General features: G+C 54.6%; 23 protein-coding genes and 1 riboswitch. Of the genes, 11 read left to right on the top strand and 12 right to left on the bottom strand.

Going from position 1 to position 21,771, the window contains the following annotated elements:
* Nucleotides 1-45 precede the first annotated feature (45 nt).
* From SGBXF1_RS06435 to SGBXF1_RS06425, 3 genes are all read left to right on the top strand, one after another.
* Nucleotides 46-984: a LysR substrate-binding domain-containing protein gene (locus tag SGBXF1_RS06435; RefSeq protein WP_186427998.1), complete on the top strand. Its 939-nt coding sequence runs from the start codon at nt 46-48 to the stop codon at nt 982-984.
* A 75-nt stretch (nt 985-1,059) separates the two neighbouring features.
* The gene (locus SGBXF1_RS06430; protein WP_061806931.1) at nt 1,060-1,821 is read left to right on the top strand and encodes an arylamine N-acetyltransferase family protein; all 762 of its coding nucleotides are present in this window, start codon (nt 1,060-1,062) and stop codon (nt 1,819-1,821) included.
* Nucleotides 1,822-1,879: 58 nt separating this feature from the next.
* Entirely contained in the window at nt 1,880-2,566 is a 687-nt protein-coding gene (locus SGBXF1_RS06425) for a type 1 glutamine amidotransferase domain-containing protein (protein WP_037421465.1), read from the top strand.
* Nucleotides 2,567-2,607: 41 nt separating this feature from the next.
* Here SGBXF1_RS06425 and dusC read toward each other — a convergent pair whose 3' ends face one another.
* From dusC to SGBXF1_RS06405, 4 genes are all read right to left on the bottom strand, one after another.
* Nucleotides 2,608-3,537 carry a tRNA dihydrouridine(16) synthase DusC gene (gene dusC, locus SGBXF1_RS06420; RefSeq protein ID WP_061806930.1) on the bottom strand — a complete coding sequence of 310 codons (930 nt, stop codon included), beginning with the start codon at nt 3,535-3,537 and terminating at the stop codon, nt 2,608-2,610.
* 192 nt (nt 3,538-3,729) lie between these two features.
* Nucleotides 3,730-4,689, bottom strand: coding sequence for a D-2-hydroxyacid dehydrogenase family protein (locus tag SGBXF1_RS06415; protein WP_061806929.1), 960 nt, complete (start codon nt 4,687-4,689; stop codon nt 3,730-3,732).
* A 25-nt stretch (nt 4,690-4,714) separates the two neighbouring features.
* Nucleotides 4,715-5,164 (bottom strand): universal stress protein, encoded by a 450-nt coding sequence (locus SGBXF1_RS06410; RefSeq protein WP_186427997.1) that lies wholly within the window; start codon nt 5,162-5,164, stop codon nt 4,715-4,717.
* A gap of 12 nt (nt 5,165-5,176) precedes the next feature.
* Nucleotides 5,177-5,956 (bottom strand): IclR family transcriptional regulator, encoded by a 780-nt coding sequence (locus SGBXF1_RS06405; protein WP_037421459.1) that lies wholly within the window; start codon nt 5,954-5,956, stop codon nt 5,177-5,179.
* A gap of 158 nt (nt 5,957-6,114) precedes the next feature.
* Here SGBXF1_RS06405 and SGBXF1_RS06400 point away from each other — a divergent pair, with 158 nt between their 5' ends.
* Both SGBXF1_RS06400 and SGBXF1_RS06395 read left to right on the top strand, forming a co-directional pair.
* The gene (locus SGBXF1_RS06400) at nt 6,115-7,722 is read left to right on the top strand and encodes an MFS transporter (protein WP_037421457.1); all 1,608 of its coding nucleotides are present in this window, start codon (nt 6,115-6,117) and stop codon (nt 7,720-7,722) included.
* Between the two features lie 2 nt (nt 7,723-7,724).
* Entirely contained in the window at nt 7,725-8,753 is a 1,029-nt protein-coding gene (locus SGBXF1_RS06395; protein ID WP_186427996.1) for an HlyD family secretion protein, read from the top strand.
* Between the two features lie 78 nt (nt 8,754-8,831).
* On the opposite strand, the gene rhlE is transcribed toward SGBXF1_RS06395, so the two are convergent.
* Nucleotides 8,832-10,193 carry an ATP-dependent RNA helicase RhlE gene (rhlE, locus tag SGBXF1_RS06390; RefSeq protein WP_037421452.1) on the bottom strand — a complete coding sequence of 454 codons (1,362 nt, stop codon included), beginning with the start codon at nt 10,191-10,193 and terminating at the stop codon, nt 8,832-8,834.
* Between the two features lie 302 nt (nt 10,194-10,495).
* Here rhlE and SGBXF1_RS06385 point away from each other — a divergent pair, with 302 nt between their 5' ends.
* From SGBXF1_RS06385 to SGBXF1_RS06365, 5 genes are all read left to right on the top strand, one after another.
* Nucleotides 10,496-11,185 carry a transcriptional regulator gene (locus SGBXF1_RS06385; RefSeq protein WP_037421449.1) on the top strand — a complete coding sequence of 230 codons (690 nt, stop codon included), beginning with the start codon at nt 10,496-10,498 and terminating at the stop codon, nt 11,183-11,185.
* A gap of 85 nt (nt 11,186-11,270) precedes the next feature.
* Complete coding sequence (gene hlyD / locus SGBXF1_RS06380) at nt 11,271-12,257, top strand: secretion protein HlyD (RefSeq protein WP_186427995.1); 987 nt, start codon at nt 11,271-11,273, stop codon at nt 12,255-12,257.
* A gap of 10 nt (nt 12,258-12,267) precedes the next feature.
* Complete coding sequence (locus tag SGBXF1_RS06375; protein ID WP_186427994.1) at nt 12,268-13,998, top strand: ATP-binding cassette domain-containing protein; 1,731 nt, start codon at nt 12,268-12,270, stop codon at nt 13,996-13,998.
* The gene (locus SGBXF1_RS06370; protein ID WP_186427993.1) at nt 13,995-15,149 is read left to right on the top strand and encodes an ABC transporter permease; all 1,155 of its coding nucleotides are present in this window, start codon (nt 13,995-13,997) and stop codon (nt 15,147-15,149) included. Before SGBXF1_RS06375 ends, SGBXF1_RS06370 begins: the two co-directional genes overlap by 4 nt.
* A gap of 11 nt (nt 15,150-15,160) precedes the next feature.
* Nucleotides 15,161-16,267, top strand: a complete 1,107-nt coding sequence (locus tag SGBXF1_RS06365) for an ABC transporter permease (RefSeq protein ID WP_037421440.1) — start codon at nt 15,161-15,163, stop codon at nt 16,265-16,267.
* 169 nt (nt 16,268-16,436) lie between these two features.
* Here the strand turns inward: SGBXF1_RS06365 and SGBXF1_RS06360 are convergent, their stop codons facing one another.
* The 6 genes from SGBXF1_RS06360 to moaA form a co-directional block, all read right to left on the bottom strand.
* A complete protein-coding gene (locus SGBXF1_RS06360) occupies nt 16,437-17,147 on the bottom strand; it encodes a Bax inhibitor-1/YccA family protein (RefSeq protein WP_037421572.1) in 711 nt (236 codons plus the stop codon).
* Between the two features lie 188 nt (nt 17,148-17,335).
* On the bottom strand, nt 17,336-17,803 hold the full coding sequence (gene moaE / locus SGBXF1_RS06355) for a molybdopterin synthase catalytic subunit MoaE (RefSeq protein ID WP_186428469.1): 468 nt from the start codon (nt 17,801-17,803) through the stop codon (nt 17,336-17,338).
* Between the two features lie 2 nt (nt 17,804-17,805).
* Complete coding sequence (gene moaD, locus SGBXF1_RS06350; protein WP_017891981.1) at nt 17,806-18,051, bottom strand: molybdopterin synthase sulfur carrier subunit; 246 nt, start codon at nt 18,049-18,051, stop codon at nt 17,806-17,808.
* Nucleotides 18,048-18,527, bottom strand: coding sequence for a cyclic pyranopterin monophosphate synthase MoaC (gene moaC, locus SGBXF1_RS06345; RefSeq protein WP_037421433.1), 480 nt, complete (start codon nt 18,525-18,527; stop codon nt 18,048-18,050). Before moaC ends, moaD begins: the two co-directional genes overlap by 4 nt.
* A gap of 4 nt (nt 18,528-18,531) precedes the next feature.
* Nucleotides 18,532-19,044 carry a molybdenum cofactor biosynthesis protein B gene (gene moaB / locus SGBXF1_RS06340; protein WP_186427992.1) on the bottom strand — a complete coding sequence of 171 codons (513 nt, stop codon included), beginning with the start codon at nt 19,042-19,044 and terminating at the stop codon, nt 18,532-18,534.
* Nucleotides 19,045-19,071: 27 nt separating this feature from the next.
* Entirely contained in the window at nt 19,072-20,058 is a 987-nt protein-coding gene (gene moaA, locus SGBXF1_RS06335) for a GTP 3',8-cyclase MoaA (RefSeq protein ID WP_037421427.1), read from the bottom strand.
* Nucleotides 20,045-20,187, bottom strand: a riboswitch (molybdenum cofactor riboswitch). (Overlaps the previous gene by 14 nt.)
* Before the next feature lie 384 nt (nt 20,188-20,571).
* Here moaA and yvcK point away from each other — a divergent pair.
* On the top strand, nt 20,572-21,489 hold the full coding sequence (gene yvcK / locus SGBXF1_RS06330; protein WP_061806920.1) for a uridine diphosphate-N-acetylglucosamine-binding protein YvcK: 918 nt from the start codon (nt 20,572-20,574) through the stop codon (nt 21,487-21,489).
* A gap of 4 nt (nt 21,490-21,493) precedes the next feature.
* On the opposite strand, the gene SGBXF1_RS06325 is transcribed toward yvcK, so the two are convergent.
* Nucleotides 21,494-21,751: a VF530 family protein gene (locus tag SGBXF1_RS06325; protein WP_037421421.1), complete on the bottom strand. Its 258-nt coding sequence runs from the start codon at nt 21,749-21,751 to the stop codon at nt 21,494-21,496.
* Nucleotides 21,752-21,771 lie beyond the last annotated feature (20 nt).

Below are 21,771 nucleotides of genomic sequence, written 5' to 3'. Positions count from 1 at the left end.
CAAAAAATCACTTGTGGAACATCGATAGATTGGCAATATGGTTGAATGAAACTCAAGCTGAACGCTCAACCACGTCTGCCATCGCTGAAAGCCTTGCATACATTCGAGGTTGCGGCGCGCTGCGCCAGTTTTACCGAGGCGGCAGAAGAGTTGAACGTGACACTGGGTGCGGTCAGTCGCCAGATACGCCATCTGGAGAACGAGCTGGGCGTTGAATTATTTCACCGTAAAGGCAACGCAGTAGCACTCAATGAGAAGGGAAAACGGCTAGCGATCGACGTTACCCGCGCTCTGACGCTGCTACAAAAAGCCAGCGATCGCGTCCGGCCAGAACAACAGCAAACACTGAAACTGACCTGCACGCTGGGTATTGCCAGCCACTGGCTGGCAGTGCGCCTACCGGCATTGCGCCGCGCCGATCCTGATGTTTCGCTGGTGTTGGACGCCAATGAAAGTCTGCGCGATATGGCCAATGGCGAAGCGGATATCGCCATTCGCTACAGTCCAACGCGCACCCCACCGCCGCACTCCCGCGAGCTACTCGCCGATGCCTTCGCGCCGCTGGCAAGCCCAGCATTTCTCACTGCACACCCTGAACTCGCAACCCCTACCGATGTTGCACAATCGCAGTTGATACACTCACCGTGGAAAGATGCTCAAGGGTTGGGTGTCGCCAGTTGGCAAGACTGGTTCGCGGCCTTTGGTGACGGTGCTGCGGCACCACGCGGTATTCTCACGTTCAATAGCGTCGGCCATGCGCTGCAAGAAGCAATTGAAGGCAATGGCATTGTGCTCGGTAGCCTGGCCGTCGCGCAGGATGCCCTTGCCGCTGGCAAGTTGGTTCGGGTGTTTAATGAGGGCCGGCAATTGCCTGCAGCCTACCAGTACCGCCTTTGCTGGGCAGACAGCGCGTTCGTTAGCACCACCACCCGTCGCTGGGTAAATCTGTTGCTGCAGGCGGCGGGTAAACCCCCAGCGTTCTGACATAGCACTTATTGCCCTCACAACTTTGCCAAACCCAACTATTTTATGTTCAATTTTTCTGCCGTGAGACACGCTGTGGACAGACAACGCTACCTGCAACATATTGGATTCGCAGGCATCCCCAAACCCGATCTTCTGACGCTGCAACAATTACACCGTGGTCATATGCTGAACGTTCCCTTTGAGAACCTGAGCATTATTTATCACCAGGGCATTCATCTGGAAGAAGCGGCGCTGTTCAGTAAAATTGTCGAACACAATCGTGGCGGCTTTTGCTATGAGCTAAACCGACTATTTGCTTTGTTGTTACAGGACATTGGCTTTAGCGTGCATTTTATTTCCGGCGAGATCCGCGCCCGTGACGGCAGCTTTGGCCCACCGTTCGACCACATGGCGCTACTGGTAGAGCTGGATCAACCCTATCTGGTGGACGTGGGGTTTGGTGATTCTTTTCTGACCCCGCTAAAGATCACGACTGCCGAGCAACAGCCACAAAGCACCGGTACCTTTCATTTGGAACAAGAAGGCGAGATTTACTTTCTGGAGCGCCGCAACGGCGATCAGCGTTCTCACGCCAAAACACTCTATCGTTTCAGTCTGAAAAAACGCCAGCTCAACGAATTTTCCGACATGTGCCATTACCACAGCACTTCACCGCTATCGCATTTTACCCAGAAATTGGTGTGCTCCCACGCCACGGAAAACGGCCGGGTGACCATCAGCGAGAACAAATTGATTATCACTGAGGATCACCACCGTCGGGAATCGACGCTGCATTCGGAAGAAGAACGCCGTGAAGCACTAATGCACTATTTTGCGATCGATCTGGACGGTTAATGCGCGGAGGTTGGCTATACTTTAGCCCGATGGAAGCAGTCAACCGAGAGGAAGCATGATGAAAAAGAAGATCCTGGTAGTACTCACCAGTATTGCAAAATACCCCAGTATCGATCGCGCCACCGGCCTATGGCTCGGTGAGGCGGTGCACTTCGTCAAGAAAGTTGAAGCGGCGGGCTATGAGGTTGAGTACGTCAGCCCGTTAGGCGGTTACACCCCGATAGATCCTCACAGTCTCGCGATGGCCGATGCCACGGACTGGGAGTGGTATCAGAATAAATCGTTTATGAACCGGCTCGGGGCCACATTGAAACCGTCTCAGGTCAACGCCGCCGACTATGGTGCGATCTACTATGCCGGTGGTCACGGCGTTATCTGGGACTTCCTGGATAACCCCGCATTGCAAACCCTTAGCCAGTCGATTTATGAAAGCGGTGGTGTGGTTTCTTCCGTGTGCCACGGGGCTATTGGTTTGTTAAATATCAAACTGGCCAACGGCGACTATCTGATTAGCGGCAAAAAGGTCACCGGCTTCAGTAATGAAGAGGAAAAACTGGCCGAGCTGGACAAACTAGTACCCTATCTGACCGAAACTGAGCTGAAAAAACGCGGGGCGATTTACCAAAAAGCGGCTGAACCCTGGGCCGAATTTGCTTTGAGCGACCAACGGGTCGCCACGGGGCAAAACCCGGCATCGGGTGCTGCAGTGGCGGATGAAGTGCTTAGGTTGCTGGCAGGAAAATAACTGTTAGCTCAATGGGGGAGCACCGCTCCCCTGTTTCGTCTTTAACGGCAGATAACTCGCGCAATGTCCTTCGAATTGGTGAGCGCACGGATCTCGCTGAACAGCTCAGTCGCTTCGCCATATTCTTTACGCAAATACCCCAGCCATTGTTTGATGCGCGCCACGTGGTACAAACCGGTATCGCCCTGCTTTTCCAGATGAACATATTTTTGCAGTAACAGCACCACCTGCGGCCACGGCATGCGCGGTTCATTGTATTTCACTACCCGGCTCAAATTTGGCACATTCAGCGCACCACGCCCAAGCATTACCGCATCGCAGCCCGTCGTTTGCAGGCAGTCTTGCGCACTCTGGTAGTCCCAGATTTCGCCGTTGGCGATCACAGGAATAGTCAGGCGCTGGCGGATCTCGCCAATCGCCGCCCAATTGATACGTTCCGCCTTGTAACCGTCCTCTTTGGTACGGCCGTGTACCGCCAGCTCAGTGGCGCCAGCCTGCTGCACCGCATCGGCAATTTCAAAGCTGCGGCTGTCGCTATCCCAACCCAACCGTATTTTTACCGTCACCGGCAAATGGGCTGGCACCGCCGCACGCATGGCTTTAGCACCCTGGTAAATCAGCTCCGGATCTTTCAGCAGCGTCGCCCCACCACCGCTGCCATTCACTAATTTCGACGGGCAACCACAGTTAAGATCGACACCGTAAGATCCCAGTTCAACCGCACGCGCAGCATTTTCGGCTAGCCACTGCGGGTATTGGCCGAGCAATTGGATACGCACCAAAGTGCCAGACGGTGTGCGGCTGGCGTGATGCAATTCAGGGCACAAACGGTAAAAAGACTTGGCAGGCAGCAGTTGATCAACCACGCGCAGGAATTCGGTGATGCACAGATCGTAGTCGTTTACTTCGGTGAGCAGCTCGCGCACCAGAGAATCGAGAACGCCCTCCATCGGAGCCAATAATACGCGCATGATTACCCCTGCTAAAAAAGACGCGCAATGATACGGGTGAATGCCTGCGGCAGACAAGCGTCTCGGGGGAATATACCCTGCATATTTGCAATTGCATTGTACTTACCCCGATCACGTACTCTCCGTACGCTCACTGGGATGCGCTTAGTTGCCGCGCGATGCAATTCCAATTATTTTGGGATTCAAACCGCGCTACCCCAATCGGCGCAGCGGCACACCGGCGATAAAGGCCTCGATGTTTTCGAGCGCTTCGCGGAAATAGATTTGATAGTTGCTGTCAGCCACATAGCCAAGATGTGGCGTCGCCAGCACATTAGGCAATCGGCGGAAGATATCGTCAGCCGGCAAAGGTTCAACCTCAAATACGTCCAGCCCGGCACCGGCAATCTGCCCATGCTGTAACGCATCAATCAACGCGGTTCGATCGACAATCGCTGCACGTGAGGTATTAATCAGATACGCGGTTTTTTTCATTGCCTTCAGCTCTTGTTGGCCAACCAGCCCACGGCTGCGGTCACTCAGCACCAGGTGAATGGAAATAAAATCGCTCTGTGCAAACAACGCCTGTTTTGATTCCGCCAACGCAACGCCAACCTCAGCGGCCCTTTCTGCCGTCAGGTTTTGACTCCAGGCCTGTACCTTCATGCCAAAAGCCTGCGCCACCACCGCCATTTGACGACCAATCTTACCCAATCCCAGCAGACCCAGCGTTTTACCTTGCAGCGTCACACCGAGCGACTGCTGCCAAGGCCCGTTGTGCTGTAGACCATAATTTTCCGGCACCAGGTGTTTAGCCAACCCAAGCAATAATGCCCAACTCAGCTCCATCGGCGCAGCAGAACCGCTGTCGGTACCGCAGACGACAATCCCGCGCTGCGTTGCAGCAGCCAGATCAATAGAGGCATTGCGCATACCCGAGGTGATCAATAGTTTCAATTTGGGCAAGCGAGCCAACAACGTTGCCGTCATCGGCGTGCGCTCGCGCATGATCACCAGAATGTCGCAGTCCTGTAGATGCACCGCCAGTTCCGCTTCATCGATAAAATGTTGGCTGATTGCGAGCACCTCAACCCGATCAGCGATGGTCGACCAGTCCGCCATGCTAAGCGCGACCTGCTGATAATCATCAAGAATGGCACATTTTAGTTTCATCTTCGGCTCCGGGGTTCAAAGGCAGTCAGTCGGCACGCACGTCAACCAACACCGGGCAATCGGCATTTTCAATCACCAAGGCGCTATGCGACCCTTTCAACAGTCGTCTAAAGGGGGAAAGATGGCGGCGCCCCATAATAATCATCGTCGCGTTCAGCTCATTGGCCTGGGCAACAATGGTTTCTGCTGGCTCTCCGGCTACCACACGCCCACGCGCATTGACGCCTACGCCTTGCAGTTCAGTTAGCGCCTGGCGTACCACAGCGGCAGCGGCCTGTTGTTCATCCAGCGCGCAACCAAAATCCGCCGGATCTTCACCCAATTCAACTTCATACGGTCCGGCAATGGAATAGCTAAGGTCTACGCAGCACAGCACCACTACTGCCGCCTGCTGAGCCAATGCCTGTTCAGCAGCCAGCGAAATGACTTTGCGCGCATTAGCGGAGTTATCAACCGCGACCAACAGTGTTTTCATTACCTTCTCCGGTTAATCTCGCGACGCCACCTTGCCAATCTCATCGATCAGCGCGTCTTTACACTTAAGGATTTCCTCGCGGAAGCGAGCTTCATTCTTGGCCAAACGCGTGCTGGGTACTAACAAACTGATGGAGAAGCGCCCCAGAATGGTGTCAATAGCCACCGCCATGGTGGAGACGCCTTCCAGAGTTTCTTCCCGATCGTAGGACAGGCCGGTGCGGCGTATTTCGGTTAGGTGTTCCAGCAGGGCCGGAAAATCACGCACCGTCATGTCGGTCACCGCCATATAGGCCTCTCCCAACAATTCCCGAGCCGCATCATCACTGTTCAATGCTAACAGCGCACGTCCACCGGAGGTGCTGTATAGCGGTAGATTCATACCGATACGCGGCACCACCCGCAGCTCACGATCCGCAACAATATAGTGCACCACCGCCAGCTGTAGGCCACTGGCGCGTCCCAGTGAAACCGTCTCGCCGGTGGCGTCACTCAATGCCTGTAGCCAAGGCGTCGCAATCGCGACCATTTCAGTATGCACGCTGGCAATCAGACGCAGCAACGACGGCCCCAGACGCACGCCACCGGCACCACCACGCACCAATTGCACTGAATCAAGCGCATTGACAATACGTTGCACGGTAGAACGTGGCAGATCGACCGCCTGCGCGATTTCGCCAAGGCTCATGCCATTTGGCTTTGCGCCCAGCGCATCGAGAATTTTCGCTGCACGGGTAATGACTTGAATTCCACCGGTTCTTTCGTCATCACAACATGTTGAGGGTTCAGACATAGGGGTTCTTTTCCTTACTTTTAGCCCACTGTAACATTTTTTTCTGCCGGGCGGCACGATGTACCACATTGCAATACAGCGCATCACAATGTAGCATGCGTCACAATGTATCACTATGCAATACAGTGCATCGTAAGTTTTGTTTCTGGAGTCACACTATGAATGCTCAGCCTGCGCCTCTCGCTGCCGCGCCGCATCCTTTTACCCTGCGTCTGGCATTAGGGCTGGTTGGCGTGCTGATTGCCGCCTTGACCTCTGGATTGAATGATAGAACAAGCGATCTGGCGCTGGCAGATATTCGTGCGGCTATCGGTATAGGTTTCGATCAAGGTAGCTGGATCACCTCGGTTTATCAGGCGGCAGAAGTCGCGGCCATGATGATCGCCCCTTGGTTTGCCGTGACCTTTTCGCTGCGCCGTTTTGCTCTGGTAGTGATAGGCGGTTTTGCCGTCGTAGGTGTATTCCAGCCTTTAATCGCCGACCCTGGGGTATTTATTGCGTTACGAGTCGTGCAAGGTCTGTTTGGTGGCGCATTGCCACCGTTGCTGATGACTGTAGCGCTGCGTTTTCTGCCCCCCACCATCAAGCTTTACGGGCTGGCGGCCTATGCGCTCACCGCCACCTTTGGTCCCAATGTCGCGGCACCGCTAGCGGCTTTGTGGACCGACAGTCTGGGTTGGCAGTTTGTTTTTTGGCAAGCAATCCCGCTGTGTCTGATCGCCTTCTTATTAATAGGTTGGGGGTTGCCGCAGGATCCTTTGCGCCTGGAGCGTTTCCGCCAAATCGATCTGTTCGGCATGATCACCGGTTGTAGTGGCATCGCGCTGTTGATCCTCTCGCTAACCCAGGGAGAACGACTCGACTGGTTCAATTCGCCATTGATCAGCCTGATGTTGCCGGTTTCCATTGCGTTGCTGGTGGTATTTTTGATCAACGAGTGGTTCCATCCATTGCCACTGTTAAAACTGCAGCTACTGCAGCGAATAAATCTTTCTTATAGCCTGCTGACGCTGGCTGGCGTGCTGTTGCTGGCGCTGTCAGGTTCGATGCTGCCATCGTTTTACTTTTCGCAGGTGGAAGGCTTCCGCACCGTACAATTCGCACCGCTGGCGCTGGTCGTCGGTTTGCCGCAATTGGTGATAGCGCCTTTAATCGCCACCTTGTTGAATCTGCGCTGGGTAGATGCCCGCTGGGTGCTGACCATCGGTGCCGCGCTAATAGCCAGCTCTTGTCTGCTCGGAATGCAGTTGACCGACGACTGGGCGCGACAAAATTTCTGGCTAATCCAAAGCCTCCAGGCATTTGGCCAACCGATGATGATCTTGCCAGTGTTAATGACGTCTACCAGCGTAATTATGGCACCGGAAGGCCCCTTTGCCTCCGCAATGTTTAACACCGTGCGCGGTTTTTCCGCCGTGGCGGCAAGCTGCTTGGTAGAGAATTTTATGAGCCATCGGGAGCAATTTCACTCTCAGGTACTGGTGGATCGGTTGGGTAATCACCCGTGGTTAATGACGGCAGAGAACGCTGATCGCGCCAGCGGTTCCATGCCGATGTTGCCGGATGGATCGGTCAGTTCAGCGGAGAATCTCGGGCATTTTTCGACGCTGGTAAAACATCAGGCGGTGATCCTCAGCATCAGTGACGCCTACCTGCTGATTACTGGCTTCGCACTGCTACTGGTGCTGCTGACAGCCTGGTTGCCGAAGCGAGTCTATCCACCGCAAACGCTTCTACCTTTAGTTCCAAAAACATCAGGATCATAACCATGAGCTTCACCCCTGCAAAACGAACCTTAACTCTGACATTGCTGCTGTTAGTCCTGCTGGCTATCGCTTTCTTTGTTCGCTCATCTCTCAATCGCCATCATTTTAAAACCGATGACGCGGTAGTCAGCGCAGATTACACGCTGGTGGCTCCCAAAATTTCCGGCTATATCCGCAGCGTCAATGTCAGTGATAATCAGCAGGTGAAAGCCGGTGAAGTCCTGGCCACCATCGACGATCAGGATTACCGCGTGGCGTTGGAAACAGCTCTGGCTAATCTGCAAATGAGTCAGGCCAAGCTGACCAGCATTCAGGCGCAGTTGGATCAACAACAGGCCAATATTGCCCAGCAGGAAGCCAGCGTCAGCGCCAGCCAAGCCACACTTAACTATGCAGGGCAAAATGCCGATCGCTATCGCCGATTGTTAAAAACGGGTACTGCCACAGCAGATGAACAGCAAAAATCCGCTTCCGTGATGCAAACCGCCGCAGCGCAGTTGAAACAGAATCAGGCAGCCGTGGTTTCTGCGCGCAAGGAAGTTGGGGTTTTGCAGGCCAGTCGGAAACAGGCAGAAGCGAACATTGCAGCCTCACAGGCCAGTGTTGATCAGGCACGTCTTAATCTTTCTTATACACGGATTGTTGCCCCGATTAGCGGCACTGTCGGCCAGCGTGCTATACGTCAGGGTGCCTGGGTCTCCGCCGGTACTCGCCTGCTGGCGGTGGTGCCGTTACAACAGAGTTACGTGGTCGCTAACTTCCTGGAAACCCAGTTGGCCAACGTCTCTGCCGGCCAGCCAGTATCCATCACTGTCGATGCGCTACCCGGCGTGACGCTGCGCGGCCACGTTGACAGCATCGCCCCGGCTACCGGTTCCACCTTTGCCGCCATCAGCGCTGATAACGCTACCGGTAACTACACCAAAGTGGTGCAGCGCCTGCCGGTGAAAATTCTGCTGGAACCAAACCAGCCGGAGCTGGCGCGGTTACGCGTTGGCATGTCGGTCGTGCCGGAACTTGAAATACGCTGATGCTTGTTATCATCCTGATTTTTGATTAAAAAAAAGCCACCGTTTACGGTGGCTTTTTATCAGCTGACAACAGTGCAATTACTCAGCCGGGCGGCTGCGCGGACGGCGCGAAGGAGCACCTGAACGCGGCTTGCCATCACCCTGCGGACGGGCGCTGCCGCCACCGCGGTTTTCACGCTGGCCGCCATTGCCACTGCGCTGGCCACCGCCGTTACCGGAACGTTGACCGCCGCCGTTGCCGCGTGGAGCGCCACGCCCACCCCCCTGACGGCCGTTGATGATCGGCTCCGCCTTGATGCTTGGATCCGGCTCGTAGCCTGGCAGGGCAATACGTGGGATTTCACGCTTCAGCAGGCGCTCGATATCACGCAGCAGTTTGTGCTCATCCACACACACCAGTGAGATAGCCTCACCGGTACGTTCAGCACGGCCAGTACGGCCGATGCGGTGCACATAGTCTTCCGGCACGTTAGGCAACTCGTAGTTCACCACGTGTGGCAACTGGTCGATGTCCAGACCACGCGCCGCGATGTCGGTAGCCACCAATACGCGGATTTTGCCATCTTTAAAATCGGCCAATGCACGGGTACGGGCACCCTGGCTTTTATTGCCGTGGATCGCCGCAGCAGTGATGCCGTCTTTGTTCAACTGTTCAGCCAGGTGGTTAGCGCCGTGCTTGGTGCGGTTGAACACCAACACTTGCTTCCAGTCACCTTCACCGATCATCTGAGACAGCAGTTCCCGCTTACGCTTCTTATCAACGAAGTGCACGCTCTGTTCGATCTGCTCGGACGCGGTGTTACGACGCGCCACTTCAACCGACGCTGGGTTGTGCAGCAGCTTGTTAGCCAATGCTTTAATGTCGTCAGAGAAGGTCGCAGAGAACAGCAGGTTCTGACGCTTGGCAGGCAGTTTGGCCAGCACGCGACGGATATCATGGATAAAGCCCATATCCAGCATGCGGTCCGCTTCATCCAGCACCAGAATTTCAATTTTGGACAGGTCAACCGCACGTTGGTGTTCCAGATCCAACAGACGGCCTGGTGTTGCCACCAAAACATCAACACCGCCACGCAGTTTCATCATCTGCGGGTTGATGCTCACGCCGCCAAATACCACCAGCGAACGCAGGCGCAGGTATTTGCTGTAGGATTCGACGTTTTCGCCGATTTGCGCAGCCAGTTCACGGGTAGGCGTCAGGATCAACGCACGTACCGGACGGCGACCTTTGACCGCATGATCATGCTTACTCAGCAGCTGTAGCAGCGGCAAGGTAAAGCCAGCGGTTTTACCGGTACCGGTCTGGGCGCTGGCCATCAGGTCACGACCTTCCAATACGACAGGAATCGCCTGGCGTTGAATTGGCGTAGGTTCGCGATAGCCCTGTTCTTCAACAGCGCGCAGAATTTCAGCACTTAAGCCGAGGGTTTCAAATGACATAAAGAGAAAAACTCCAGATCCCCCCTAACCTAACAGTGTTCGGTGCAGTTTCCTGGGAGGATTATCAGACGGGACATTAAGCATGACCACGAGGGATTGGCACAAACTGCAGTGCACCAAGCGGGCGATTGTAGCAGAAGTCGAACAAGAAAACGTTATTTAAGTGACTCAGAGCACAATATGCCGAGAATTCAGCCTAGTCCGAAAAAATGTCCTTAAATAAATAGCGGTTACTGATTGCGTTTTGTGCAATCTGGCATAAAGTTAATCATATGATTGATTAACTTTAGCGAGTGTCATCAATGCCAAATAATCAGACTGCCAGCCGGGCACGCGGTGAACAGGCGCGCCAACAGTTGATCGCCGCCGCCATCGAGATGTTCGGTGAGTACGGCATTCAGGGCGCCACCACCCGTGATATCGCGCAGCGCGCCGGGCACAATATCGCGGCGATCACCTACTACTTCAATTCCAAAGAGGGCCTTTATCTGGCCGTCGCACAGTGGATTGCCGACTTTATCCAGCAGGCATTTCGCCCCCTGGCCGACGAGATTGACCGCTTCTGGCAACTGCCAGATGCCGAACGCCCGCGGGAATACTATCTCGATCACCTGAAACGCGGTCTGCTGGCATTTAGCGACCTGATGACACAACCGCAGACGCTCAACCTCAGCAAAATCATGTCACGCGAGCAGCTCTCCCCCACTGACGCCTATCCCTTGATCCACCAGCAAGTGGTCGCACCGTTACATGACAAGCTTTGCCGTCTGCTGGCGGCCTACACGGGCATCGACCCGCATTCGACCAAAATCGTGCTGCACACCCACGCAATGATCGGCGAAGTGTTGTCGTTTCGCGTAGCGAGGGAAACCGTACGCCGGCAGGCAGGCTGGCAGCAGATCGGCACCGCCGAAGCGGAGCAAATCAGCGAAGTGTTGGCTGAACACATTGAGATTCTGGTTAATGGGCTGCGCCAACGCTATGGCGCGTAAACCCTTCGGATTTCAAGATACGGCGCTAGTTGTCTAGCCGTAATGCGAAATTCATTGGGTTTAATCTTTATAGGCAGGGAGTGTTATGAATAAGAAACGCAGTGCCCTTGTTGTTGCGGTTATTGTACTGATCGCCGCAGCCATTTACGGAGTTTGGTATTACCAACAGCAGCAAGAAAAACCGCTGACGCTGTACGGCAACGTGGATATTCGCACGGTTAATTTGGGTTTCCGTGTTGATGGGCGGCTGGCGTCGCTGACGGTAGATGAAGGCGATACTCTGCAACCAGGGCAATTACTTGGCAAATTGGACGATGCTCCGTATCTCAACGCATTGCAGCAGGCACAGGCTAACGTTGGTAGCGCCAAAGCCAAACTGGCACTGCTGTTGGCTGGTTACCGCGCCGAAGAAATTGCCCAGGTACGTTCGGAAATGGCGCAGCGCCTGTCCGCTTTTAGTTATGCCGATAGCTTCCTAAAACGCCAACAGGGCCTGTGGGCGAAAAATGCCACCTCTGCCGACGCACTGGACGATGCCCGCACCTCGCGCAATCAGGCGCAGGCCAACCTGCAGGCGTCTAAAGACAAGCTGGCGCAATACCTAAGCGGTAATCGTCCGCAAGAAATAGAAGAGGCCAAAGCCAATCTGGCGCAAAGCGAAGCCGCACTGGCGCAGGCACAACTTAACCTGCATGACACCAGTCTGGTTTCCCCATCCGCCGGCACAGTGCTGACGCGTGCGGTCGAGCCGGGCACCATGCTCAGCGCCGGTGGCACGGTGTTCACTTTGTCGCTGACCCGTCCTGTATGGGTACGCGCCTATGTTAACGAAACCAGTCTGGGTAAAGCAGCACCCGGTACCGAACTGGAAATTTATACCGACGGCCGACCAAACAAACCCTATCACGGTAAAATTGGCTTTGTGTCGCCAACCGCTGAATTCACGCCGAAAAGCGTGGAAACGCCGGATCTGCGCACTGATTTAGTGTACCGACTACGCATAATTGTCACTGACGCCGATGACGCATTGCGCCAGGGGATGCCGGTCACCGTTCGCTTTGCCAAACCTTGAGGGAGTGGCGATGGAACAGGTGATTGAACTCGAAGCGCTGGAAAAACGTTTCCCGACATTGGAAAAACCAGCTGTCGCCAGCCTCACCACCCGGCTGACCAGCGGTGCGGTAACCGGGCTGGTTGGCCCAGACGGCGCAGGTAAAACCACCCTGCTGCGTATGCTGGCAGGGCTACTAAAACCCAGTAGCGGCACACTGCGCGTCGCCGGGCTGGATCCGATCGCCCAGGATCGTCAATTGCACGCCATTCTTGGTTACATGCCGCAAAAGTTTGGCCTGTATGAAGATCTGACCGTCATGGAAAACCTGACGCTGTACGCCGATCTGCGCGGTGTGACCGGTGATCTGCGTAAACAGACGTTTGATCGGCTACTGACATTCACCGATCTCACCCGTTTCACCACCCGGCTGGCGGGCAAACTTTCCGGTGGCATGAAGCAGAAGCTCGGGCTGGCCTGTACGCTGGTCGGGCAGCCGCAAGTGCTGCTGCTGGATGAGCCTGGCGTCGGGGTCGATCCGATCTCACGACGCGAACTGTGGCGCATGGTGCACGAACTGGCCAACGACGGCATGTTAATCCTGTGGAGCACGTCTTATTTGGACGAAGCTGAACAGTGCCGCGAAGTGCTACTGCTCAATGAGGGAGAGTTACTGTTTAGTGGCGCCCCCCAAGATCTCACCCAGCGCATGGCCGGACGCACCGTGCTGATAGCGCCGCCCGCCGGTAATCACCGGGCCTTGTTGCAACGGGCGATCTGCTTGCCAACGGTCACCGACGGTGTGATCCAAGGCAAATATCTGCGGTTGATCCTCAAAGAAGGTGAAGATCATCAGCAATTGCTACAGGCGCTGGATCTGCCGGGGGCCGAACTGAGCGAAGCGGATCCTCGGTTTGAAGATGCGTTTATCGATCTGCTCGGCGGTGGACCGAACAGTAAATCAGCGTTGGCCGAGATCATGCCCACCGTCGAAGGCGAAAAAACGGAAACCGTGATCGAAGCGCAGGGGCTGACAAAAAAATTCGGCGACTTCGCCGCCACCGATCACGTGGACTTCAAAGTGCAGCGCGGCGAAATTTTTGGTCTTCTGGGGCCAAACGGTGCCGGCAAATCCACCACGTTTAAAATGATGTGCGGGTTACTGGTGCCGACCGAAGGTAAAGCACTGGTGCTGGGTATGGACCTAAAGACCAGTTCCGGCAAGGCACGCCAGCATTTGGGGTATATGGCACAAAAATTCTCGCTGTACGGTAACCTGACCGTGGCACAAAACCTGAAGTTTTTCTCTGGTGTTTACGGTCTGAGCGGCAAGGCTCAGCGCGAAAAAATCAGTGAGATGTCCAACGCCTTCAATTTTGGCCCCATCCTCAACCAAACACCGGATTCTCTGCCGCTCGGCTTCAAACAGCGACTGGCGTTAGCCTGTGCACTCATGCACGAGCCGGATATCCTGTTTCTCGATGAACCGACCTCCGGCGTCGATCCCCTGACTCGCCGTGAGTTCTGGCTGCATATTAATGGCATGGTGGACAAAGGCGTGACAGTCATGGTCACCACCCACTTTATGGACGAAGCGGAATACTGCGATCGCATTGGGCTAGTGTACCGGGGCAAGATCATTGCCGCAGGCACACCGGACGATCTCAAGCACCAGATCGCCAATGCCGACAATCCCAATCCGTCGATGGAACAGGCGTTTATCGAGTTGGTGCAAGGTTATGATCAGGAGGAGCAGCCATGAGTAGCAAAATCGCCACCAGCGACAACAGCGGGTTTTCCTGGCGGCGTCTGCGTGCCCTGTGCCTTAAAGAGACGCGGCAGATCCTGCGCGATCCGAGCAGTGGGTTGATCGCTTTTGTCATTCCACTGATGCTGCTATTTATCTTCGGCTACGGCATCAATCTGGACTCCAGTAAGCTGCGGCTGGGGATTCTTATGGAGCAACAGAGCGAAGATGCACGCGACCTGGCTAATGCCTTTGCTGGCTCACCCTATATTGAACCCACCATTAGTGATAACCGCCAACAGTTGATCCAATTGATGCAGGCTGGCCGCATCCGGGGGTTGGTAGTGATCCCCAATGATTTTGCTCAACGCATGGCGCGGCCACACGATAGTGCACCGATTCAAATTATCACCGACGGCAGCGAGCCAAACACCGCCAACTTTGTCCAAGGTTATACCCAGGGAGTGTGGCAAATCTGGCTGCAGCAACGCGCCACCGACAGCGGGCGTGAGGAAAAACCGTTAATTGATGTTCAGATGCGCTATTGGTTCAACCCGGCAGCAATCAGCCGGCACTACATTATTCCCGGTGCCATCACCATTATCATGACAGTGATCGGCGCTATCCTTACCTCACTGGTGATCGCCCGTGAATGGGAACGCGGCACCATGGAAGCACTGCTCTCCACTCAGGTGACGCGCGCCGAACTGCTGTTGTCCAAACTGGTGCCCTATTATTTCCTCGGTATGATTGCCATGGTGTTGTGCATGGTGGTGTCGGTATGGGTGCTCGGCGTTCCCTACCGTGGCTCGCTGCTGATTTTATTCGTCATCAGTAGCCTGTTCCTCGCCAGCACGCTCGGCATGGGACTGCTGATTTCCACCATTACCCGCAACCAATTCAACGCAGCAATGGTGGCGCTGAATGCCGCCTTTCTGCCGTCGATCATGCTGTCCGGCTTTATCTTCCAGATCGACAGTATGCCGGCCATCGTGCGGGCCGTAACCTACATCATTCCGGCGCGTTACTTCGTCAGCACGCTGCAAACACTGTTCCTGGCGGGCAACGTCGGCACAGTACTGATGATTAACCTGTTATTCCTGATCGCTTCGGCGGTGGTATTTATTGGCCTCACTGCCTGGAAAACCCAGCGACGGCTGGATTAAGGAGCTAGATGATGTTTCACCGTCTTTGGACGTTAATCATCAAGGAAATGCAGACGCTACTACGCGATCCGCAAACCCGTACCATTCTGATTATGCCGGTGATCTTGCAGGTGCTGCTGTTCCCGTTCGCCGCCACGCTGGAAGTGACCAATGCCACCATCGCGGTTTACAGCGAAGACAACGGTCATGCCTCTGTCGAACTGACCCAGCGTTTTGCCAAAGCAAAAGCCTTCTCCCATGTGCTGCTTTTGCGCAGCCCGCAGGAGATCCAAGCCACCATCGACAATCAAAAAGCCCTGCTGCTGATCCGCTTCCCCGCCCAATTCTCGCGCGATATCGCCACTGGCAATACCGCACCGCTGCAGCTGCTATTGGATGGGCGCAACTCTAACAGTGCTCAGATCGCTGCCAACTATGTGCAGCAAATTGTGCAGGAGTATCAAAATGAGCTGATCGGTGGACGCGCTAAGCCTAACAATAGCGAGCTGGTAGTACGCAATTGGTATAACCCGAACCTGGACTATAAATGGTTTGTGGTGCCTTCATTGATTGCCATGATCACCACCATCGGCGTGCTGATTGTTACCTCACTGTCAGTAGCACGTGAGCGCGAACAGGGTACGTTGGAGCAATTGCTGGTGTCGCCGTTGACCACCTGGCAGATATTTATCGGCAAAGCGGTCCCCGCGTTAATCGTCGCGACCTTCCAGGCCAGTATCGTGTTGTTGATTGGTATCTTTATCTATCAGATCCCGTTCGCCGGTTCACTGCTGCTGTTCTACGGTACGATGCTGATTTACGGGCTGTCGTTGGTGGGGTTTGGCCTGCTGATTTCGTCGCTGTGCGCCACTCAGCAACAGGCGTTTATCGGTGTATTCGTGTTTATGATGCCGGCAATCTTGCTTTCAGGTTATGTCTCACCGGTGGAAAACATGCCAGTATGGCTGCAAAACCTCACCTGGCTTAATCCCATCCGTCACTTTACCGACATCACCAAACAGATTTACCTGAAGGACGCCAGTTTCAGCATTATCTGGCACAGCCTGTGGCCGTTATTGGTGATCACCGCCACCACCGGCAGTGCTGCCTATGCCATGTTCCGCCGTAAAATTGCATAAAAAAAAGGCTCTGCTTTGTGAATCGCAGAGCCTTTTTGATCACCGGATACCCTATGGATTTCATGCTGCAGCCAGGCGACCAGCCAGCTCATCCCCAGACGCTTACTTGAGTAAGTTACTGGGTGAGCTGGTGCAGGTAACAACGCTGCAGCTTGAAAGACGACGGGTATTATCTGCGGTTGCCGAAAATACGTAGCAACATCAAGAACAAGTTGATGAAATCAAGGTACAGCGTCAGTGCGCCAACAATGGCGTATTTACGGAAGCTGTCTTTGTCATCTGAGTTCAACTGCTCGCCCATCGCTTTCAGTTTCTGGGTGTCGTACGCAGTCAGGCCAACAAACACCACCACACCGATGTAGGTAATCGCCCACATTAACGCTGTGCTTTTCAGCCAGATATTCACCAACGATGCCAGCACGATACCGATCAGCGCCATAAACAGCATGCTGCCGAAACCACTCAAATCACGCTTAGTGGTGTAGCCGTAAAGGCTCATTGCACCAAACATACCGGCGGTCACCACAAAGGTGCTGGCGATTGAACTGTAGGTATAAGCAATGAAAATACTGGATAGCGTCAACCCGGTCAGCGCCGAATAAAGCATAAACAACGCGGTGGCTACCGTGCCGTTCAGACGGTTGACCATACCGGAAATGACAAACACCAGCCCCAACTGCACGATAATCAGGCCGAAGAACGTGATTTGACTGGAGAAGATAAAGTTAAGGATCGCAGGCGTGTTGGCCGCGTACCAGGAAACGAATGCCGTCAACAGCATACCGCAGGTCATCCAGCCATAAACCTGCGCCATATAAGCCTGAATGCCGCTGTTGGCACGTTCGACGATTGAACCATTAGAGCGTGGATATCGGTCCATGACGGTTACCTTTTGCGTGTGAAACAAGATTTCAAAGCCCTGTTTACCCATCGCCTTTCAAGCCAGAGTTTGCTTAGCTGCAACTTGAAACGCAGAGAGTATCCAAAGGCCTTGCCTGCTATAAGCGTACCACAGAAAACCTAACGCGAAAGCAGCAAAGGTATTGATTTGTTTCCGCTGTTTACCGGTTATTTAACCGCTTTATGCCAGCGTTCTGCCGCCTGTCGATCGCTGTCACGCGCATCGACCCAGCGGTCACCCTGCCCAACAGCTTCACGCTTCCAGAACGGTGCGCGGGTTTTCAGGTAATCCATGATGAACTCGGTGGCTTCAAAGGCCATGCTCCGGTGTGCACTGGTCACGCCAACAAACACGATTTCATCGCCGGGAAACAGCTCGCCCACACGGTGGATCACCGTTGCGCGCTGCAACGGCCAACGGCTACGTGCTTCATCCACGATCTCCGCCAACGCTTTTTCGGTCATACCCGGATAATATTCCAGCGTGAGCGCACTGACGTTATCGCCCAGGTTGTGGTTACGCACCTTGCCGGTAAACGTGACTACAGCGCCATCATCATCGCACTGCGCCAACCACTGATATTCATCACCTACATTGAATGGCGCTTCACCTACGCGGATACGGGTATTTTCCACCATTAACCTCCGGTTACCGGTGGAAAGAAAGCGACTTCATCACCCGCGCGCAGTGGGTGTTCCGCCGCCACCAGTGACTGATTCACCGCCGTCAGCAGCTTTCCGGACTCCAGTGCCAGTGCCCAGCGATCGCCGCGTGCGCACAGCGCCTTACGCAGTGCTTCTACCGTTGGGTAGTCCGCCGGCATAGACAGGTCACCGGTGCCGACCAGTTCACGCACCTGCGCAAAAAACAGAATGTTAATCATAGCTCCACCTTAAAATCACCGGATTTACCGCCGCTTTTCGCCAGCAGCCGCACCGGGCCGATCACCATATCTTTTTGTACCGCTTTACACATGTCATAAATGGTCAACGCAGCCACCGATGCTGCGGTCAGCGCTTCCATTTCAACCCCTGTTTTACCGGTCAACCGGCAGCAGGTTTCAATGCGTACTCGGTTGTGCTCCGGTTGCGCTTCCAGCTGTACTTCAACTTTGCTCAGCATCAGTGGGTGGCACAGGGGGATAAGTTCCCAGGTGCGTTTTGCTGCCTGAATACCGGCTATACGCGCCGTGGCGAATACGTCACCCTTGTGGTGACTGCCGTCGATAATCATTGCCAGCGTGGCCGGTAACATCTCCACGAAAGCCTCGGCACGCGCCTCGCGCACCGTCTCTGCTTTAGCGGAAACATCAACCATATGGGCTTCGCCCGCGGCGTTAATGTGGGTTAGCTGCGTCATATTTTTATTTCTTCAGATGTGGCATGAAGTTGCATGGACGGTGGCGTGCGTCCAGTTGCTCTTCAATAATGCGTTCCCAGGCCGTACGGCAGGCGCGGGTCGATCCAGGCATAGCGAAAATCACCGTCTGGTTAGCAATACCGGCCAGTGCGCGCGATTGAATGGTGGCGGTGCCAATCTCTTCATAAGACACCATGCGGAACAGTTCGCCGAACCCTTCCACTGCGCGATCAAACAGTGGCAACAGGGCTTCCGGGGTGTTGTCCCGGGCCGTAAAACCGGTGCCGCCGGTAATCAGCACTGCCTGTACCTTTTCGTCGGCGATCCACGCAGAAACTTGGGCACGGATTTGATAAATATCGTCTTTGCTGATGGCGCGATCCACGACCTGGTGCCCCGCTTCAAGCGCGGCTTCCTGCAAGTATTGGCCCGAGGTATCTTCTGCTTCACCACGACTGTCTGAAACAGTCAAAATAGCGATATGTGCCGGAATGAATTCGCTGCTGGCATGACTCATTGCTTGCTCCCGTGCAATTTGAAAAATTTATCCGCCGATAAACGACAGATTCTGCGTGATGCCGCTGTTGCCCTGGTGCAGGAAATGGGTTTGCTTTTTCGTCCGCAACCCACCCTGAATGCGATCTTTCAATTCCTCAAGCTGGCCGTCATTCACCAGCAAATCGCGCAGGCTAATGCCCTGCTCACCGAACAGACACAGATGCAGATTACCGATGGCGGAAACCCGCAGCCGGTTGCAACTGGCACAGAAATCTTTTTCGTACGGCATGATTAAGCCTACTTCGCCCTGGTAGTCCGGATGACTGAACACCTGCGCCGGGCCGTCACTGCGGCCACGCGGTTGCAGCTGCCAGCCCTGCTGTTCCAGTTGCGAACGGATCACTTCACCAGACACATGGTGTTTGCGGAATAAGTCGCCACCCTCACCGGTTTCCATCAGTTCGATAAAACGCAGTTGGATCGGACGGTCTTTTATCCAGTTCAGGAAAGCGCCCAGCTGCTGATGATTAACATCACGCATCAGCACCGCATTGACCTTAACCTTGCTAAACCCAGCGGTAAAAGCGGCGTCGATACCCTCCATCACCTGGCGGAATTTGTCCTGACCGGTAATGGCGTGAAATTGACGGGGATCCAGACTGTCTACGCTGACGTTAATCGCCGTCAGGCCGGCGTCACGCCAGCTGGCAACGTCGCGCGCTAGACGGTAGCCATTGGTGGTCACAGCAAGCTGGCGAACCGCCGGGTTTTCACGCACGGCGGCAATGATCTCGGTAAAATCACGACGCAGCGAGGGCTCGCCGCCAGTCAGGCGCACTTTTTCGGTGCCCAGCTCGGCGAAAGCGCGGCTAACACGTCTGATCTCATCCAATGACAAGAAGGTTTTTGGACTGCCATTAGGGCGGTAGCCATCCGGCAGACAGTAGGTGCAACGAAAGTTACACACGTCGGTGATCGACAGGCGCAAGTAATAGAACTTACGCTCATAAGCATCAATGAGTTGCGGCACCATAACACCTTCCAAAGTCGGGAGGCGCGAGCGTTTCCACTCTGCACCCTGGTGGCTAACTTCGCCACGGCCAAAGCACCATATCGTCCGCAAGAACAACGTAGGCCCAGAGGCTAGGAGTTTTGGTTTCAGTTCCTACTGATTGAGTAGCCGGAACGAAACCGTGGTTTTCATCAGAATTCTAGCGCTAAACAAACAGGATAGCCAACGCGCAATTTCGCTATATAATTGTGTATACAGCGATTTTAAGCGATTCCAAATCTGGTAAACCATGATAAACGCCCTTTACGCAGACGAATTGACCGGAATCACGCAAATCACACTTTTTATACCCTAAATAATTGGAATGGCCTCCCGACAGCTAGAGCGAGAATCCCAGAAGCTTACTCAAGTCAGTGTCTGGGGTGAGTGCTTGCGGCCAACACAGGGGCAACATCAAGTATGACGGTTTTATCGCGTTTTCACGCCGGATCCGCTACCTTATGCGGGCAGTTAAGCCCCTTTGTAAGGAAATTTATGCGTAATCGTACCCTGGCCGATCTCGATCGGGTGGTGGCATTAGGTGGTGGCCATGGTCTGGGCCGCGTGATGTCTTCCCTGTCGTCTTTAGGATCCCGTTTAACCGGTATTGTCACCACCACCGATAACGGCGGCTCAACCGGCCGTATCCGACGATCGGAAGGCGGCATAGCCTGGGGCGACACCCGTAACTGCCTCAATCAGTTGATCACTGAACCGAGCGTGGCTTCCGCCATGTTTGAGTATCGCTTCAGCGGCAATGGTGAGCTTTCGGGACACAATCTCGGTAACCTGATGCTGAAGGCATTGGATCACCTCAGCGTACGCCCGCTGGAAGCGATCAACCTGGTGCGAAGCTTACTGAAGGTGGATGCAGCATTGATCCCGATGTCTGAACAGCCCGTCGATCTGATGGCGCACGATCACGAAGGGAACCATGTTTATGGTGAAGTGAATGTCGATCAACTGACCGACATGCCGCAAGAGTTGATGTTGTCACCGCGCGTCAATGCGACACGCGAAGCACTGGATGCCATTGCACAGGCTGATGTTATTCTGATCGGGCCAGGCAGTTTCCTGACCAGCCTGATGCCCCTGCTACTGCTTGATGACCTTACACAGGCCTTGCGCCGCAGCAGCGCCAATATGATTTATATCGGCAACCTGGGGAAAGAACTGAGCGTCGCGGCAGCAGCCTTGACGCTGAAAAATAAGCTGGAGTTGATGGAAGAGAAGATTGGCCGCCAGATGATCGACGCGCTTATTGTCGGCCCCTCGGTAGATGCCAGCGAAGTGCAAGATCGCGTGGTGATCAAACAACCACTGGAAGCGACAGATATTCCTTATCGCCACGATCGTCAGTTGCTGCGCCAGGCGCTAGATCAGGCGTTGATCGAATTAGGCACCCGCGCCTAAGCCCTTACTTGCCGCCACGCAGCCATGGGTTATCGCTGGCGGCTTTTTCGACCATGTCGATGTAAAGGTCTTCCACCTGCTTGCGCGCCCAGGGTGTACGACGCAAAAACTTGAGGCTGGACTTGATGCTGGGATCGCTGCTGAAGCAGTTGATGCGTACGCGTTCAGCCAGCCCTGACCAACCGTAGCTCTCCACCAGTTTATTCAAAAGTTGTTCCAGAGTGACGCCATGCATCGGGTCTTTGGACTGGTGTTCGGTCATGATCAGTAGCTCGCTGTAGT

Source organism: Serratia grimesii, assembly GCF_900186025.1.
GTDB lineage: Bacteria > Pseudomonadota > Gammaproteobacteria > Enterobacterales > Enterobacteriaceae > Serratia > Serratia grimesii.
The sequence above is the reverse complement of the archived record's forward strand: the minus strand, read 5'-3'. Positions and strand labels throughout refer to the sequence as shown.

Coding starts and splice junctions, on each gene's coding strand:
- SGBXF1_RS06435 (WP_186427998.1), top strand. CDS start 46: ATGAAACTCAAGCTGAACGCTCAACCACGTCTGCCATCGCTGAAAGCC.
- SGBXF1_RS06425 (WP_037421465.1), top strand. CDS start 1,880: ATGAAAAAGAAGATCCTGGTAGTACTCACCAGTATTGCAAAATACCCC.
- dusC (WP_061806930.1), bottom strand. CDS start 3,537: ATGCGCGTATTATTGGCTCCGATGGAGGGCGTTCTCGATTCTCTGGTG.
- SGBXF1_RS06415 (WP_061806929.1), bottom strand. CDS start 4,689: ATGAAACTAAAATGTGCCATTCTTGATGATTATCAGCAGGTCGCGCTT.
- SGBXF1_RS06410 (WP_186427997.1), bottom strand. CDS start 5,164: ATGAAAACACTGTTGGTCGCGGTTGATAACTCCGCTAATGCGCGCAAA.
- SGBXF1_RS06405 (WP_037421459.1), bottom strand. CDS start 5,956: ATGTCTGAACCCTCAACATGTTGTGATGACGAAAGAACCGGTGGAATT.
- SGBXF1_RS06400 (WP_037421457.1), top strand. CDS start 6,115: ATGAATGCTCAGCCTGCGCCTCTCGCTGCCGCGCCGCATCCTTTTACC.
- SGBXF1_RS06395 (WP_186427996.1), top strand. CDS start 7,725: ATGAGCTTCACCCCTGCAAAACGAACCTTAACTCTGACATTGCTGCTG.
- rhlE (WP_037421452.1), bottom strand. CDS start 10,193: ATGTCATTTGAAACCCTCGGCTTAAGTGCTGAAATTCTGCGCGCTGTT.
- SGBXF1_RS06385 (WP_037421449.1), top strand. CDS start 10,496: ATGCCAAATAATCAGACTGCCAGCCGGGCACGCGGTGAACAGGCGCGC.
- hlyD (WP_186427995.1), top strand. CDS start 11,271: ATGAATAAGAAACGCAGTGCCCTTGTTGTTGCGGTTATTGTACTGATC.
- SGBXF1_RS06375 (WP_186427994.1), top strand. CDS start 12,268: ATGGAACAGGTGATTGAACTCGAAGCGCTGGAAAAACGTTTCCCGACA.
- SGBXF1_RS06370 (WP_186427993.1), top strand. CDS start 13,995: ATGAGTAGCAAAATCGCCACCAGCGACAACAGCGGGTTTTCCTGGCGG.
- SGBXF1_RS06365 (WP_037421440.1), top strand. CDS start 15,161: ATGTTTCACCGTCTTTGGACGTTAATCATCAAGGAAATGCAGACGCTA.
- SGBXF1_RS06360 (WP_037421572.1), bottom strand. CDS start 17,147: ATGGACCGATATCCACGCTCTAATGGTTCAATCGTCGAACGTGCCAAC.
- moaD (WP_017891981.1), bottom strand. CDS start 18,051: ATGATTAACATTCTGTTTTTTGCGCAGGTGCGTGAACTGGTCGGCACC.
- moaC (WP_037421433.1), bottom strand. CDS start 18,527: ATGACGCAGCTAACCCACATTAACGCCGCGGGCGAAGCCCATATGGTT.
- moaB (WP_186427992.1), bottom strand. CDS start 19,044: ATGAGTCATGCCAGCAGCGAATTCATTCCGGCACATATCGCTATTTTG.
- moaA (WP_037421427.1), bottom strand. CDS start 20,058: ATGGTGCCGCAACTCATTGATGCTTATGAGCGTAAGTTCTATTACTTG.
- yvcK (WP_061806920.1), top strand. CDS start 20,572: ATGCGTAATCGTACCCTGGCCGATCTCGATCGGGTGGTGGCATTAGGT.
- SGBXF1_RS06325 (WP_037421421.1), bottom strand. CDS start 21,751: ATGACCGAACACCAGTCCAAAGACCCGATGCATGGCGTCACTCTGGAA.